We start from the raw sequence: 15,753 nt of genomic DNA on the forward strand, positions 1-15,753 counted from the left end.
AGTTAACTCATCTTTCTAATCCAAAATAGCATCATTTGACCAGCCGGAAACTCAGCGAAACCCTGGTGCCATGGCCTTCACTGCTACTGAGCCGCACGCCACCACCGAAGCGCTCCATGATGCGTTTCACCAACACCAGGCCCACGCCCAGCCCACCCTGCTTGGTGGTGAAGAAAGGCCGGAAGGCCATGCGCTGCTGCTCTTCGTTCATGCCTTTGCCATTGTCGGACAGGCGCAGGGTCAGGTTACGCCGGTCATGACGCACCACCTCGACACGCAACCGCCCCCCCTGCTCCATCGACTCCAGGGCGTTGGCGATAAGGCTGCTGAAAATCTGCCGCAGCAACACCGGGTGCCCCAACACCTGAACCGCCGGTACAGGTTGCAGGTCCAGGCTCACTCCGCCGCGCGCCAGCGGCACCGAGTAGGTCTGCAGGCTTTCCTGCAATGCCAGCGGCAAATCCACTGCCACTGCCTCATCGTTGAGCGGGCGCAACGACTGCAACATCTGGCGGATCCACTGCGACATGCGGTCGACCTGGCTGATGATATCGTTGACATTGCGCTGCGCCGGGCCATCGTCGAATGCCTGGGCCAGCTCGGCACTGGAGCGGATGCTGGCCAGCGGGTTGCGCAGGCTGTGGGCCACCGCCGAAGACACCTCACCCAGTGCCACGTAGGTTTCATTGCTGATCAGTCGCTTCTGCTGCACCGACAGCAGGCGTGCGGCGCGGTGCATGATGCCGTACAGGCCGATATAGACCAGCCCGGCGCCGACGGTGATCGCCAGCCAGATCAGGATCAGGCCATGCTCGATGCGCACGATCAGGTCATGGGGCTCCTTGTAGATCTCGACCATCGCCGTGACCTGCTCGCCATCGGCATCGAACAGTGGAATGTAGTTCTCGATGAACAACTGCTCGGGTGGGGTGACGAACTTCTGTTCGGCGCGGGCCTGCTCGAAGTTGTGGTAGCTGGCCGAGACTCGCATCTTGTACTCGAAGGCCTGCTCCAGGTCGTCATCACCTTCGATCAGCTTGCCGACCAGTGCGGGGTTGCTGGACCAGATCACCGTACGGTCCGGGGCATAGATGTTGGCCAGCAGCATGTCGGGCAGGTGGGCGATGTGGTCGAGAAACTCGCCACGCGCCCTGCGCCGGGCGTCCGGGTCGACGTCGAGCAGGTTGGCGCGGTCGATGCGCGGGTCGAGCAGTTCACCCATGGTGCGCACATTGGGGATCGACACATGGCGCACTTCGGCATCGGCGATGGAGGTGATGAACTGTGCGGTGAGCAAGGCATCGCGTTCGATGCTCTCGTCGATGATGAAACGGCTGGAAATCAACCCCAGCCCTACCGCTACCGAGAGGATGATGGCCAGGCTGACCCAGGCGTACCAGCGCAGCAGGTTGAACGGCTTGCGTGGGGTGGCCAGTTCGTTACCGGCGGGTACGTCAATAGCGTCGGAACGAGGGGCGATGTCCATGACGGACTCCACAACTGGGCACCTTCAGAAGGTTATAGCCCAGAGTTGGGGAAACCATCGGGTCGGCTTGGTGGCATCCGCCGAAGGGTATTGTTTCTGTCATTGCGGTGAATGCACCTGCCTTCAAAAATCCAAATGCCCCCACGCCCCCTGTGGGAGCGGGTTTACCCGCGAACACCGGCGCAGCCGGTGCCATCCACCGCGTCGCATTCTTCGCGGGTAAACCCGCTCCCACAGCGACCGCGCCAGCATTTAAAGGCAGTTATAAAGGCTAATCCCCCACCAATCCCTGCAACCTGCGGTACTCGCGCAGCACATTGGGCACATAGCGCCGGGTCTCGGCGAATGGCGGTACCGCACCACGGCGCAGTACCGCGTCGGGGCCGGCATTGTAGGCCGCCACGGCCAGGGTAATGTCATTGTCGAACAAGTCGAGCATGCGCTTGAGGTAGCGGGCCCCGCCCTGCACATTGTCTTCCGGGTCCAGGCGGTTTTCCACGCCCATCTCGCGGGCGGTATCCGGCATCAATTGCATCAGCCCCACCGCGCCCGCCGGCGAACGGGCCTTGGGGTTGTAGCCGGACTCGGCCTTGATCACCGCATGCAGCAACGCCGGGGGGACGTCATGGGTACGCGCCGCGGCGGCGACCAGCTTGGCATAGGGGCGGCCGGTGATAAGCTGCGCGTTGGCCGGGCCGGCCTGGGCCTTCGGCTCGCTGATCACCGTTTCATAGAGGCGCCCCGGTCGATGGACGTTGGTCAGTATGTAGCTGCCCTTGGCGTCGATGGAAATGTACACATCGGCCTGGGCAGCACCTGCCACCAGCCAGATCAAACCGAGAATGAGTCCACGCATGTCGGTCGCCTCTTCGTGGTACCCCCGATGTTGGGGGATATACCCCGGAAAACCCGAGGTCGATGACCACGACGCAAGCACTGTGCCGCTTTGCGTGCCGCATGATGCAAGGCGCGAGGGCAGGCGTGCACGGCTGTTGCATGGGGCTTGCGAAAAGCTTGTCCCCATGCAGCGGAGGGCTTCACCATGCAGCGCAGAACCAACCCCCAACGTGGCTTCACCCTGCTCGAACTCCTGGTAGTCCTGGTGGTGCTCGGCCTGTTGGCCGGTATCGTCGCGCCCAAGTACTTCAGCCAGCTCGGCCGCTCCGAGGCCAAGGTAGCGCGGGCGCAGATAGAGGGCCTGAGCAAGGCGCTGGACCTGTACCGCCTGGAAGTCGGCCACTACCCCAGCAGCGAGCAAGGCCTGCAGGCCCTGGTGGTCGCCCCCAGTGGCGAAGCGCGCTGGACTGGCCCGTACCTGCAGAAGGCCGTGCCGCAGGACCCGTGGGGCCGCGCGTACATTTACCGGCAACCTGGCGAAAACGGCGGCGAGTACGACCTGCTGTCGATGGGCAAGGATGGCCAGCCCGGTGGCGACGGGGAAAACGCCGAAATCACCAGTTGGCAGTAGGGAGAACGGCCATGCGCTACAGCCTCAAGGCCCTGGGCAGGCAGGGTGTGGTGCAGTTGCAGATCGACGCCGAGGACGCCGACCAGGCTCGCCGCCAGGCCGAGGACCAGGGCCTGCGCGTGCTCACCCTGCGTGGCCACGGCGGCGCCTTGCGCGGCATGGCCTGGCGCCGTGAAGCAAGCTTCGACCTGGTGCTGTTCAGCCAGGAACTTTCGACCCTGCTCAACGCTGGCCTGCCGCTGATCGACGCACTGGAAAGCCTGGCCGAAAAGGCCCCCGCTGCCGCAACGCGCAAAGTGCTCGGCGAACTGGTCCGCCAACTGTACGAAGGCCGCTCGCTGTCCCAGGCCCTGGGCCAGCAGCCACGGGTGTTCCCGCCACTGTACGTGGCGCTGGTGCAATCCAGCGAGCGAACCGGCGCGCTGGGCGACGCCCTTGCCCGCTACATCAGCTACCGCCAGCGCCTGGACCTGGTACGGCAGAAGCTGGTGGGCGCCTCGGTGTACCCGTTGCTGCTGTTGTTGGTGGGCGGTGGCGTGGTGCTGTTCCTGCTTGGCTACGTGGTGCCGCGTTTCAGCCAGGTATTCGAGGGCATGGGCACCGAGCTGCCCTGGCTGTCTCGGCTACTGATGCAGATCGGCCTGTTCCTGCATGCCCAGCAATTGCCGCTGGCGCTGGGCACCGTCGGCGTGGTCGCGACGCTGTGGCTGCTGCGTCGCCAGCCACGGGTGCGGCGCTGGGCAGCGTGCCAGCTGCGGCGCCTGCCTGCATTGCACCAACGCCTGATGATGTATGAACTGGCGCGCTTCTACCGCTCGCTGGGCATCCTGCTGCAAGGCGGCATCCCCATCCTCACTGCCATGGGCATGGCCCGCGGCCTGCTCGGCAGCGCGGCGGCCCAAGGCCTGGAGCACGCCAGCCAGCGGGTCGGCGAAGGGCTGCCGCTGTCCGACGCCCTGGAAGCGGGGCAACTGGTCACGCCGGTATCGTTGCGCCTGCTGCGGGCTGGCGAGCAGTCCGGCAACCTGGGCGAGATGCTGGAGCGCTGCGCCGACTTCCATGACCAGGAAATCGGCCGCTGGGTGGAATGGTTCGTCAAGCTGTTCGAACCACTGCTGATGACCTTCATCGGCCTGCTGATCGGCCTGATCGTGATCCTGATGTACATGCCGATCTTCGAACTGGCCTCGAGCATTCACTGAGTAGCCACTGCGGGACCAGGCGCGCCGCTGTCACGGAACTGCATGCGACTTGTTGAATCAGCAGCGACCCTGTGGGAGCGGCTTCAGCCGCGAACCCCGGCGCAGCCGGGGCCATGCACCGCGCTGGATTCTTCGCGGCTGAAGCCGCTCCCACAGGGTAAGCGGATCGCTTGCGAACATGCCCAGAATCGATGACTGATCCACACATATCATTCATCGTGATAATAACCTTCGGCCCGTTCGATTCGTGCATCACGCGCAAGACACTCACACTCCGCCCACTACTAATACATTGGCGGAGTTCTCCATGGAACAATCACTCAAACCCTTGCGCTTCCCCCTCGCTGCCCTGGCAGTGGTGGTGATCAGCGCTTGCGGTCGAACCCCCGACGCGGTGCAGGCTCCCGCCGCGCCGAAGGTCAGTGTGGCCAAGGTGATCGAGCAACCGATCAACGAATGGGACGAGTTCACCGGCCGCCTCGAAGCCCCGGAAACCGTCGAGGTACGCCCACGGGTCTCCGGCCAGATCGACCTGGTGGCCTTCACTGAAGGCGCCCAGGTCAAGAAAGGCGATCTGCTGTTCCAGATCGACCCTCGCCCGTTCCAGGCAGAGGTCCGCCGCCTCGAAGCCCAGCTACAGCAAGCCAAGGCCACCGCCATCCGCAGCGCCAACGAAGCCCGCCGTGGCGAACGCCTGCGTGACAGCAATGCCATTTCCGCAGAGCTGGCCGAATCGCGTAGCAGCGCCGCCGCCGAAGCCCGCGCCGGGGTCGACGCGATCCAGGCGCAGCTCGACCTGGCACGCCTGAACCTCAGCTTCACCCGTGTCACCGCGCCCATCAGCGGCCGCGTCAGCCGCGCCCAGTTCACCGCCGGCAACATCGTCACCGCCGATGTCACGCCGCTGACCAGCGTGGTCTCCACCGACAAGGTGTACGCCTATTTCGACGCCGACGAGCGCGTGTACCTCAAGTACACCCAGCTGGCCCGCGAAGGCCAGCGTGGCCAAAGCACCCCGGTATACCTGGGCCTGACCAACGAAACCGGCAACCCGCACCTGGGCCAGATGAACTTCGTCGACAACCAGGTCAACCCGCGCACCGGCACCATCCGTGGCCGTGCGGTGTTCGACAACAGCGACGGCCAGTTCACCCCGGGCCTGTATGCACGCCTGAAGCTGGTGGGCAGCGCCCAGTACCAGGCCGTGCTGATCAACGACGAAGCCGTGGGCACCGACCTTGGCAAGAAGTTCGTGCTGGTCATGGACAAGGACAACAAGGCCGCCTACCGCGCTGTCGAGCTGGGGCCGAAGCTGGAAGGCCTGCGCATCGTGCGCAGCGGCCTGGGCAAGGACGACCGCATCGTGGTCAAGGGCCTGCAGCGCGTGCGCCCTGGCTCACCGGTCACCCCGCAAGAGACACCGATGGCCAGCGAGCAGACCCTCGCCGCCCTCGCCCAGCAGCGCCAGGCCCTGGAGGCCAGCAACCCGGCGCCAAAGGTGGCGGGCAACAACGTGAAAGTCGCCAGCGCCCAGGCGCCACGCGGTTAAGGGACCACACCGATGAACTTCTCGAAATTCTTCATTACCCGGCCAATCTTCGCCGCGGTGCTGTCGCTGGTGCTGCTGATCGCGGGTTCGATCTCGCTGTTCCAGCTGCCGATCAGCGAATACCCCGAAGTGGTGCCACCCACCGTGGTGGTGCGCGCCAACTTCCCCGGCGCCAACCCCAAGGTCATCGGCGAAACCGTCGCCGCGCCACTGGAGCAGGCGATTACCGGCGTGGAGAACATGCTCTACATGTCTTCCCAGTCCACCGCTGATGGCAAGCTGACGCTGACCATCACCTTCGCCCTGGGCACCGACCTGGACAACGCACAGGTGCAGGTGCAGAACCGCGTCACCCGCACCCAGCCCAAGCTGCCCGAAGAAGTGACCCGCATCGGTATCACCGTCGACAAGGCCTCGCCCGACCTGACCATGGTCGTGCACCTGACTTCGCCAGACAACCGCTACGACATGCTCTACCTGTCCAACTACGCCATCCTCAACATCAAGGATGAGCTGGCGCGCCTGGGCGGCGTGGGCGATGTGCAGCTGTTCGGCATGGGCGACTACTCGCTGCGCGTGTGGCTGGACCCGAACAAGACCGCTTCGCGCAACCTCACCGCCAGTGATGTGGTGGCTGCGATCCGCGAGCAGAACCGCCAGGTGGCCGCCGGCCAGCTGGGCGCCCCACCCGCCCCGGGCTCGACCAGCTTCCAGCTGTCGATCAACACCCAGGGCCGCCTGGTCAATGAGGAAGAGTTCGAGAACATCATCATCCGCGCCGGTGCCGATGGCGAAATCACTCGCCTGAAGGACATCGCCCGGGTCGAACTCGGCTCCAGCCAGTATGCCCTGCGTTCGCTGTTGAACAACCAGCCGGCGGTGGCCATCCCGATCTTCCAGCGCCCAGGCTCCAACGCCATCGAGATCTCCGACGAAGTGCGGGCGAAGATGGCCGAGCTGAAGAAGGATTTCCCCGAGGGCATGGACTACAGCATCGTCTATGACCCGACCGTGTTCGTCCGTGGCTCCATCGAAGCCGTGGTACACACCCTGTTCGAAGCGCTGGTGCTGGTCGTACTGGTCGTCATCCTGTTCCTGCAGACCTGGCGTGCCTCGATCATCCCGCTGATGGCCGTGCCGGTATCGCTGATCGGTACCTTTGCGGTAATGCACCTGTTCGGCTTCTCGCTCAACGCGCTGTCCTTGTTCGGCCTGGTCCTGGCCATCGGTATCGTGGTGGACGACGCCATCGTTGTGGTGGAGAACGTCGAACGTAATATCGGGCTTGGCCTGAAACCGCTGGAAGCCACGCAAAAGGCCATGGGCGAAGTCACCGGGCCGATCATCGCCACCGCGCTGGTGCTGTGCGCCGTGTTCGTACCTGCTGCGTTCATTTCCGGCCTGACCGGGCAGTTCTATAAGCAGTTCGCCCTGACCATCGCCATTTCCACGGTGATCTCGGCGTTCAACTCGCTGACCCTGTCGCCGGCCCTGGCTGCCGTGCTGCTGAAGGACCACCACGCGCCCAAGGACCGTTTCTCGCGGTTCCTGGAAAAACTGCTGGGCAGCTGGCTGTTCGCACCGTTCAACCGCTTCTTCGACCGCGCCAGCCACGGCTATGTCGGCGGTGTGCGCCGGGTCATCCGCTCCAGCGGTATCGCGCTGTTCGTGTATGCCGGCCTGATGGGCCTGACCTACCTGGGCTTCTCGTCCACCCCGACCGGTTTCGTGCCGGCCCAGGACAAGCAGTACCTGGTAGCCTTCGCGCAGCTGCCTGACGCCGCCAGCCTCGACCGTACCGAGGCAGTCATCAAGCGCATGAGCGAAATTGCCCTGAAGCAGCCTGGCGTGGCCGACTCGGTGGCCTTCCCTGGCCTGTCGATCAACGGTTTCACCAACAGCCCCAACAGCGGCATCGTGTTCACCCCGCTCAAGCCTTTCGACGAGCGCAAGGACCCAAGCCAGTCGGCTGCAGCCATCGCTGCTGCGCTCAATGCCCAGTTCGCCGATATCCAGGACGCCTACATCGCGATCTTCCCGCCACCGCCGGTACAAGGCCTGGGCACCATCGGCGGCTTCCGCCTGCAGATCGAAGACCGTGGCAACCTGGGCTACGAGGCGTTGTACAAGGAAACCCAGAACATCATCGCCAAGAGCCACAACGTGCCGGAACTGGCGGGCCTGTTCACCAGCTACCAGGTCAACGTGCCGCAGGTGGATGCCGCCATCGACCGGGAAAAGGCCAAGACCCACGGCGTGGCGATCACCGACATCTTCGACACCCTACAGGTCTACCTGGGCTCTCTGTACACCAACGACTTCAACCGCTTTGGCCGTACCTACCAGGTCAATGTCCAGGCTGAACAGCAGTTCCGCCTCGATGCCGAGCAGATCGGCCAGCTGAAGGTGCGCAACAACCTCGGCGAGATGATCCCGCTGGCGACCTTCCTCAAGGTCAGCGACACCTCCGGGCCTGACCGTGTGATGCACTACAACGGCTTCATCACCGCCGAAATCAACGGCGCCGCTGCCCCAGGCTACAGCTCCGGCCAGGCCGAGGCAGCGATCGAGAAGCTGCTGAAAGAGGAACTGCCCAACGGCATGACCTTCGAGTGGACCGACCTGACCTATCAGCAGATCCTCTCGGGTAACACTGCACTGTTCGTCTTCCCGCTGTGCGTGCTGCTGGCCTTCCTCGTGCTTGCGGCCCAGTACGAAAGCTGGAGCCTGCCGCTGGCGGTAATCCTGATCGTGCCGATGACCCTGCTGTCGGCCATCACTGGGGTGATCGTGTCGGGGGGTGACAACAACATCTTCACCCAGATCGGCCTTATCGTACTGGTGGGCCTGGCGTGCAAGAACGCGATCCTGATCGTCGAATTCGCCAAGGACGAACAAGCCAAGGGTCTCGACCCGCTGGCAGCGGTACTGGAAGCCTGCCGCCTGCGTCTGCGGCCGATCCTGATGACCTCGATCGCCTTCATCATGGGTGTGGTACCACTGGTGTTCAGCTCCGGTGCAGGTTCTGAAATGCGCCATGCCATGGGTGTGGCGGTGTTCTCGGGGATGATCGGTGTGACCGTGTTCGGCCTGTTCCTGACCCCGGTGTTCTTCTTCCTGATTCGCCGTTTCGTCGAGCGTCGCCAAGCCCGCAAGGCCGAACGCGCCCACTCGCTGGAGAGCCATGCATGAACCTGCTCAAACCCTTGACCCCGAGCCTGCTGGCGCTGGCCCTGGCGGCCTGCGCGGTAGGCCCGGACTACCAGGCGCCGGCCACCGAGCCCGCGCAACTGGCCAGCGATGTACAGGCCAAGGCTTACGACCGTAGCCGTTTCGAAGGCCTGTGGTGGAAGCAGTTCGACGACCCGGTGCTGAACCAGCTGGTGCAGGCTTCGCTGGACGGCAACCGTGACCTGCGCGTGGCCTTTGCCCGCCTGAAGTCGGCCCGTTCGATCCGCGAAGACGCAGAAAACGATCAGTTCCCGGTGGTCACCAGCCGCGCCAGCAGCGACATCGGCAAGGGCCAGGTCCCCGGCCAGACCACGCAACGGGTGAACAGCGAGCGCTACGACCTGGGCCTGGACATGGCCTGGGAGCTTGACCTGTTCGGCCGCATCCAGCGCCAGATCGAGGCCAGCGAAGCCCAGGAAGCGGTAGCCGCGGCCGACCTGCAGCAGTTGCAGGTCAGCCTGATCGCCGAGCTGGTCGATGCCTACGGCCAGCTGCGCGGCGCGCAATTGCGCGAGAAGATCGCCCTGGCCAACCTCAAGACCCAGCAGGAATCGCGGGCCATCACCGAAACCCTGCGCGATGCCGGCGTGGGCAACGACCTTGACGTGGTGCGGGCCGACGCGCGCCTGGCCGGGGTCGAAGCCACCGTGCCGCAACTGCAGGCGGAACAGGCGCGGGCCCGGCATCGCATCGCCACCCTGCTCGGGCAGCGCCCCGAGGCGCTCAGCGTCGACCTGTCGCCCAAGGCCCTGCCGGCCATTGCCAAGGCGCTACCGGTGGGAGACCCGGGAGAACTGCTGCGCCGCCGCCCGGACATCCGCAGCGCCGAACGCCAGCTGGCGGCTGCCACCGCCAACGTTGGCGTAGCGACGGCCGACCTGTTCCCGCGTGTCAGCCTCAGCGGCTTCCTCGGCTTTACTGCCGCCCGTGGCTCGCAAATAGGCTCCTCGGCAGCCAATGCCTGGGCGCTGGGCCCGAGCATCACCTGGGCTGCCTTCGACCTGGGCAGCGTGCGCGCCCGCCTGCGCGGTGCCAAGGCCGATGCCGAAGGGGCGCTGGCCAACTATGAACAGCAGGTGTTGCTGGCCCTGGAAGAATCGGCCAACGCCTTCAGCGACTACGACAAGACCCAGCAGCGGCTGTTGTCGCTGATGCGCCAGAGCGACGCCAGCCGCAAGGCGGCGGAACTGGCCTCGATTCGTTATCGCGAGGGTACGGTGGACTACCTGGTGCTGCTCGACGCCGAACGTGAGCGGCTGAGCGCTGAAGATGCCCAGGCCCAGGGTGAGGTCGAGCTGTACCGCGGCATCGTCTCCATCTACAAGGCCCTGGGCGGCGGCTGGCAACCGGAGACTGTAGCCAGCGCGCGCTGATACACCCGTTTCAACGACTCCTTTGGTTGGCTCCTCCCCCAACCGTTTGCCCCGCAGGCCTTGGTTTGCGGGGCTTTTTTATGCTGTTGAGGGTGTGTGCAGGGTGCATGCCTCTGAATCTTCAGCGCCTGTGAGATCGAGCGCCGCCCGCGCGGCGCTTCGCGGGACAAGCCCGCTCCCACATCTGTTTCGGGCCAATTACTCCTGTGCATGGTGGGTTGCAGCTTTGGTGCATGACTGGAGATGGATGAAAAGCAGCAAACCAATCTTCGATATGTAATAGAACAAACAAGGCGGACAGAGGTGACCTTGCAGGAGTGACTGGCCCGAAACAGATGTGGGAGCGGGCTTGTCCCGCGAAGCGCCGCGCGGGCGGCGCTCGATTTGTGCCCCCCCAAAAATCCGAGCCAGGCACCTGTCAGCCCCCACTCGGTTGCATTTACCCCTCGGCTAGCCCAAGCTCTGCCCTTCCCGCCGCCACGGATCGTCCGATGCCCAGACGCAACCGCTACCTGATCGCCCTGCTGCTGTTGATCTTGGTATCGGCCCTGTTCGGCTACCTGTGGCGGGACACCCCACCAGCCCCGCCAACCCTCCCGGCCCACAGCTACGCCAAGGCCCTGCGCCAGGCCCATGAGGGCCAACCCGGCGCTGCACGGGTGCTGTACCAGCAACTGCAGCGCACCGACCTGCCACCCATCCGCCGTGCGGCCTTGTATGCCGAACTGCCCAACTACCCTTCGCCCCAGGCATTGAAACTCGCCCGCCAGGACCTCGAGCATGCCGATCCGCTGGTGCGCCGCGCAGCCATTGCCGGTATCCGCCGCCTGCTGCCAGCGGCGCAGCGCAGCCTGGTGCTCGGCCCACTGCTGGACGACGACGAACAAAGCGTGCGCTTCGCCGCAGTAGATGCCCTGCTCGGCCTCGATCCGGATGACATCGGCCTGTATTTCGGCCCGCTACAGGTCGCCCTGGAGCAATACCAGCAGGCCCTGGAGCAACAGCCCGAAGACGCCGACGCGCAAGTCCACCTGGCGCGCCTGTACCTGCACGAAAACGACTACACCCTGGCCGCCACTGCCCTGCAACGTGCCCTGACGGTAGCACCAGGCAACCTCGACGCACTGGCGACCCAGGTACGCCTGCTGGAACGCCAGGGCCACCACGATGCCTCGCGTCAGGTACTAGGCAAAGCCCTGGCGCTGAGCCCCGACTCGGCTTTTCTGCAGCACGAACTGGGGCTCTGGCTGAACCGCCACGAACAGCGCGAGTATGCACTGCTGGCATTGTCCCGCGCCGTCGAACTGGACCCGGACAACGCCGACTACCGCTATACACTGGCGGTAACCCTGCATGAGCTGGAACAAATCGACGCCGCGCAAAAGCAACTGGAAACCGTGCTCAGCCGTCAGCCGGCCAATCGCCGCGCACGGGTGCTGCTGATCCAGTACTGGAAGGAAACCGGCCAGTTGCAGAACGTACAGGTGCTGCTGGCCGAGCTGGAGCGGCAGAACCCGGACGACCCCGTCCTGCAACAGGGCCTGTAGGCAATATCCGAAAATTGTTGAACCCTGGGGCTATGCCCGAGGTCCAGTGGATATCGGGCTACCCTACAGGAGAGTCGTTTTGGCCAGTTCGTTGGCGCTGGACGAACGTGCATTGATCCTGGCGCCCCCGCCGATAGCCGCGGATATTGCGCGCCTGCTCGCTTGCGCGGGCATAGACAGCCTGTGCGCGGTCGACCTGGCCAACCTGCAAGCCCGCCTGGCCGAAGGCGCGGGCCTGGCGATCATTGCCGAGCAGGTATTCGAGCAGGGCCCAAGCGCATTGCTGCAGGCATTCATCGACCAGCAACCGTGCTGGTCGGACCTGCCCGTCGTACTGCTCGGTCAAGGGGACCCAGCAGCCAAGGGCTCGACCAACCACCCGGTGGGCAATCTGGTCGTGCTGGCCGCACCGTTCGAAAACACCCAGCTGCTGCACGTGACCCAGTCCGCCCTGCGCAACCGGCGCCGCCAGTATCTGGCGCGCGACCAGTTGCAGACCCTGCAGCAACGGCTTGACGCCCAGGCCGCACCTCCCGGCGAAGCGCAGCAGCGCAGCGAGTTTGCCCGCCACCAGACGCGCAAGATGGAGGCCATCGGCCAACTGGCCGGTGGGGTCGCCCATGACTTCAACAACCTGCTCACCAGCATTGGCGGCAGCTTCGAGCTGATCGACCGGCGCTTGCGCCAGGGCCGTAGCGATGGCCTGGAGAACGTGCTGCGCATGGGCCGCGAGGCGGTGTCCCGCGCAGCCCGTCTGACCCACCGCCTGCTGGCCTTCTCTTCTCGGCAATCGCTGCACAGCCAGCAGATAGACCTGCACGATCTGCTCCAGACAAAGCGCCTGATGGCTTGCCTTACCGCGGCCGTGACCCTGCAGGTGCAAATCGACAAGGGCCTGTGGTCCGTAGAAGCCGATGACCAGCAGTTGCACGAAGCCCTCGAAAACCTGCTGCTCAATGCCTGCGAAGCCATGCCCAATGGTGGCCAATTGCGCATCGAGGCAAGTAACCAGCACATCGGCGCTGGGCAATTCCCCGGCGGTGCCCTGTGCGCCGGCGACTATATACGCCTGCGCATCATCGATGACGGCCAGGGCATGGCGCAAAGCACGCTGGAGCATGCCTTCGAGCCGTTCTTCAGCACCAAGGCGATCGGCCAGGGCATTGGCCTGGGCCTGTCGATGGTGTACGGCTTCAGCAAGCAATCCCGTGGCCATGTCACCCTGCACAGCCAGATCGGCCAAGGGACCCGGGTGGACTTGTACCTTCCGCGCCATGTCGACCAGGGCCAGGCACCGGTCAAACCCGTACAGCCCGTGCGAGGTTATCAGGGCCATCACGTGCTGGTTGTCGAGGACGACCCGCATGTACGCCAATTGCTGTGCCAGGCTCTGCGCGAGGATGGCTTCGCCTGCCACAGTGCCGCCGATGCCAATGAGGGCCTGAAGGTACTGCGCTCGACCCAACCGGTGGATCTGTTGGTCAGCGATGTCGGTTTGCCCGGCATGAATGGCCGCCAGTTGGCCGAAATCGCACGCAGCCTGCGCCCACGCCTGCCGGTCTTGTTCATCACCGGCTATGCGGAAACGGCCATGGCCCGCGAGGGTTTCCTGGAGGCGGGGATGCATTTGATCTGCAAGCCCTTCGAGCTGAAGCAGCTGCAGGCCCAGGTGACCCAGATACTGGGCAAGCACTGAACCACATCACGCCTCGAGCAAACGTAGCGCCTCATCAAAAAGGTCCGCTAGCGGGAACGGCTTGTTCATCAATGCCGTGCCCGGCTGTTCGAGCAGCTGCGCATCGATCGGCTGGCCCGCGTAACCGGTGATGAACAGGATCTTCTGCAGCGGCGACTGCATGCGCATGGCCTTGGCCATCTGATGGCCACTGAAACCACCCGGCAAGCCGACATCGGTAACCACCAGGTCGTACCGGCCGTCATGGTGAAAGCGCTCCAGTGCACTATTGGCGTCGCCCACATCAATGACTTCGAAACCACGCTCGGTCAGGTATTCGCGCATTACCGCACGCAAACCGAGTTCGTCATCCACCAGCAACAGGCGCTGCCCGCCGGCCATGCGCTGCGAGCGCTGCACCACCGCGGGCGCCTCAGGTACCGAATCAAGGCACCTTGGAAAAAGCATGCAGACCTTGGTGCCCTGGTTCGGCGCCGACTCGATCCAGGCGTAGCCCCCCGACTGGCCGACAAAACCATACACCATCGACAAGCCAAGGCCTGAGCCATGCCCGATCGGCTTGGTGGTGAAGAACGGTTCGAAGGCCCTGGCAATGTCCACCGGCGACATGCCATGGCCATCATCCTCCACATGCAAGGCAACGTAGTCGCCTGGCGGCAGGCCACCCTCATCCGGGAACCACGTCGTCAGCCGCTGGTTGAAGCTGCGCAGCGTGACATTACCGCGTTCCAGGCACGCTTCGCGGGCATTGGCGCAAAGATTGATCAAGGCATTTTCAAGCTGGCAAACATCAAGGTTCACCGCCCACGGCGTGACATCCAGCTGCCAGTGCAAACGCATCTCCGCGCCCAGCGTGCTCCGCAGCAGTGGTTCGCTCAGGCGCAATTGCCGGTTGAAGTCCAACGGCCTGGGCGCCAAAGGTTGATGACGTGAAAACGCCAGCAAGCGATGGGTCAGCTCCATGGCACGCTGCACCGAATCATGCGCCACCTCGACATAGGCCTCTACCCGCTCCAGCCGGCCTTCCTGCAGGCGCAGTTGCAGCAACTCGAGGCTGCCGCCGATGCCGGACAACAAGTTGTTCAGCTCATGTCCCATGCCCCCGGCCAACTGGCCGACCAACTCCAGGCGTTCGTTGTTGCGCATCAGGGCTTCGGATTGACGAGCGGCCTCCTCACGTTCCTCGGTAATGTCCCGGCCTACGGCAGTCAGCAGGCTGCCATCGAACCGTGCACTCCAGCGAAAACAATGGTAATGGCCATCGAGGTGGCGCAGGCGCGTCTCTATCTGCTCGGCATTGCGGTATTGCAGGCACCCGGAAATCGCCACCTGAACCTCGGCGCGATCCGCCGGATGTACCAAGTCCAGCACCGGTATGCCCCGTATCTGCTCCTCGGCCCAGCCCAGAGTACGGTACAAGGCGGGGTTGGCGGCATGCACCTTAAGCTCGGGTGTAACCGTGATCATCGCATCACGCGACAACTGCCAGAACTGCTCGCGCTCTAGCTGGTGTCGCTCGACCTGCCGCTCGAAGCCTTGCGCCTGCTCCCGCCAGCGGCGGTGCGCCTCGACGCTGGCCGTGGTCTCGATCACCGCGTGCAGAAACCCTGCCACGTTGCCCAACTCATCGTGCAACGGTGTGAAGCCGAACGCACACCACAACGGCTCCCCGCCCTCGCCGCTGACAATACGCAGTGGTGGGTCCTCGACAAAGCTGGAGTGCCCATCGAGTGCCTTGAAAACCCAGGGGCCCATCGCCGGCCATACATCGCTCCACAGCGCATCGAAGGCCATGCCCAATGCGTCCGGGGCAACCGGCCGCAATGCCCGGTAGCCTTCATTGTGGACCACGCACAGGTCTGGCCCCCAGACCACGGCGCACGGTAACGGTGACAAGTGCATCACGTCGACGGCAATGCGCAGCGAGGCCGACCAGCGCGGCAGCGGCCCGAGCGATGTGCTGCCCCAATCGAACCGAACGATCCGTTCGCCCATGAGGTCGACGGGTGCCGGCACAGTCGGCTGCAGGATGACCTTCGACGCAGGCTCGGGCGGCGTACCATTTGCGACCACTATCGTGACTCCAGCATGGTTCAGGGAAAGTACGGGCGCCCCGTGGATGTGATTCACGTTAGCACAACACACGCCGCGCAATATGGCGTACTGGCACCTGAGAGCTATGCTCATTAGGTTTTCCCTCG

At 64.3% G+C, this 15,753-nt stretch carries 10 protein-coding genes; 7 read left to right on the forward strand and 3 right to left on the reverse strand.

All coding sequences use genetic code 11. The annotated features are described in order from the left end of the window. Nucleotides 1-31: 31 nt before the first annotated feature. Together R9B85_RS00835 and R9B85_RS00840 are read right to left on the reverse strand one after the other, a co-directional pair. Entirely contained in the window at nt 32-1,486 is a 1,455-nt protein-coding gene (locus R9B85_RS00835; protein WP_112252472.1) for a sensor histidine kinase, read from the reverse strand. A 271-nt stretch (nt 1,487-1,757) separates the two neighbouring features. Further along, nucleotides 1,758-2,342, reverse strand: coding sequence for a lytic transglycosylase domain-containing protein (locus R9B85_RS00840; protein ID WP_112252474.1), 585 nt, complete (start codon nt 2,340-2,342; stop codon nt 1,758-1,760). A 186-nt stretch (nt 2,343-2,528) separates the two neighbouring features. Here R9B85_RS00840 and gspG point away from each other — a divergent pair, with 186 nt between their 5' ends. From gspG to R9B85_RS00875, 7 genes are all read left to right on the forward strand, one after another. After that, nucleotides 2,529-2,954: a type II secretion system major pseudopilin GspG gene (gspG, locus tag R9B85_RS00845; RefSeq protein WP_112252475.1), complete on the forward strand. Its 426-nt coding sequence runs from the start codon at nt 2,529-2,531 to the stop codon at nt 2,952-2,954. Nucleotides 2,955-2,965: 11 nt separating this feature from the next. Beyond that, the gene (locus R9B85_RS00850; protein WP_112252476.1) at nt 2,966-4,156 is read left to right on the forward strand and encodes a type II secretion system F family protein; all 1,191 of its coding nucleotides are present in this window, start codon (nt 2,966-2,968) and stop codon (nt 4,154-4,156) included. A 307-nt stretch (nt 4,157-4,463) separates the two neighbouring features. After that, nucleotides 4,464-5,705 (forward strand): multidrug efflux RND transporter periplasmic adaptor subunit MexE, encoded by a 1,242-nt coding sequence (mexE, locus tag R9B85_RS00855; protein WP_112252477.1) that lies wholly within the window; start codon nt 4,464-4,466, stop codon nt 5,703-5,705. Between the two features lie 12 nt (nt 5,706-5,717). Then, a complete protein-coding gene (locus tag R9B85_RS00860) occupies nt 5,718-8,897 on the forward strand; it encodes an efflux RND transporter permease subunit (protein ID WP_112252478.1) in 3,180 nt (1,059 codons plus the stop codon). Beyond that, nucleotides 8,894-10,309, forward strand: a complete 1,416-nt coding sequence (locus R9B85_RS00865; protein ID WP_112252479.1) for an efflux transporter outer membrane subunit — start codon at nt 8,894-8,896, stop codon at nt 10,307-10,309. Before R9B85_RS00860 ends, R9B85_RS00865 begins: the two co-directional genes overlap by 4 nt. Nucleotides 10,310-10,800: 491 nt before the next feature. Then, complete coding sequence (locus tag R9B85_RS00870; protein WP_112252480.1) at nt 10,801-11,856, forward strand: tetratricopeptide repeat protein; 1,056 nt, start codon at nt 10,801-10,803, stop codon at nt 11,854-11,856. Nucleotides 11,857-11,935: 79 nt separating this feature from the next. Beyond that, nucleotides 11,936-13,552, forward strand: a complete 1,617-nt coding sequence (locus R9B85_RS00875) for a response regulator (RefSeq protein WP_112252481.1) — start codon at nt 11,936-11,938, stop codon at nt 13,550-13,552. 6 nt (nt 13,553-13,558) lie between these two features. Here the strand turns inward: R9B85_RS00875 and R9B85_RS00880 are convergent, their stop codons facing one another. Further along, nucleotides 13,559-15,625, reverse strand: a complete 2,067-nt coding sequence (locus tag R9B85_RS00880) for an ATP-binding protein (RefSeq protein ID WP_423770726.1) — start codon at nt 15,623-15,625, stop codon at nt 13,559-13,561. Nucleotides 15,626-15,753 lie beyond the last annotated feature (128 nt).

The organism is Pseudomonas sp. NLJ1, from assembly GCF_049486705.1.
GTDB classification, from domain to species: Bacteria; Pseudomonadota; Gammaproteobacteria; order Pseudomonadales; family Pseudomonadaceae; genus Aquipseudomonas; species Aquipseudomonas inefficax.

What these genes read in the sequence shown, in the direction of transcription:
- R9B85_RS00835 (WP_112252472.1), bottom strand. Translation starts at nt 1,486, where the DNA reads ATGGACATCGCCCCTCGTTCCGACGCTATTGACGTACCCGCCGGTAAC.
- R9B85_RS00840 (WP_112252474.1), bottom strand. Translation starts at nt 2,342, where the DNA reads ATGCGTGGACTCATTCTCGGTTTGATCTGGCTGGTGGCAGGTGCTGCC.
- gspG (WP_112252475.1), top strand. Translation starts at nt 2,529, where the DNA reads ATGCAGCGCAGAACCAACCCCCAACGTGGCTTCACCCTGCTCGAACTC.
- R9B85_RS00850 (WP_112252476.1), top strand. Translation starts at nt 2,966, where the DNA reads ATGCGCTACAGCCTCAAGGCCCTGGGCAGGCAGGGTGTGGTGCAGTTG.
- mexE (WP_112252477.1), top strand. Translation starts at nt 4,464, where the DNA reads ATGGAACAATCACTCAAACCCTTGCGCTTCCCCCTCGCTGCCCTGGCA.
- R9B85_RS00860 (WP_112252478.1), top strand. Translation starts at nt 5,718, where the DNA reads ATGAACTTCTCGAAATTCTTCATTACCCGGCCAATCTTCGCCGCGGTG.
- R9B85_RS00865 (WP_112252479.1), top strand. Translation starts at nt 8,894, where the DNA reads ATGAACCTGCTCAAACCCTTGACCCCGAGCCTGCTGGCGCTGGCCCTG.
- R9B85_RS00870 (WP_112252480.1), top strand. Translation starts at nt 10,801, where the DNA reads ATGCCCAGACGCAACCGCTACCTGATCGCCCTGCTGCTGTTGATCTTG.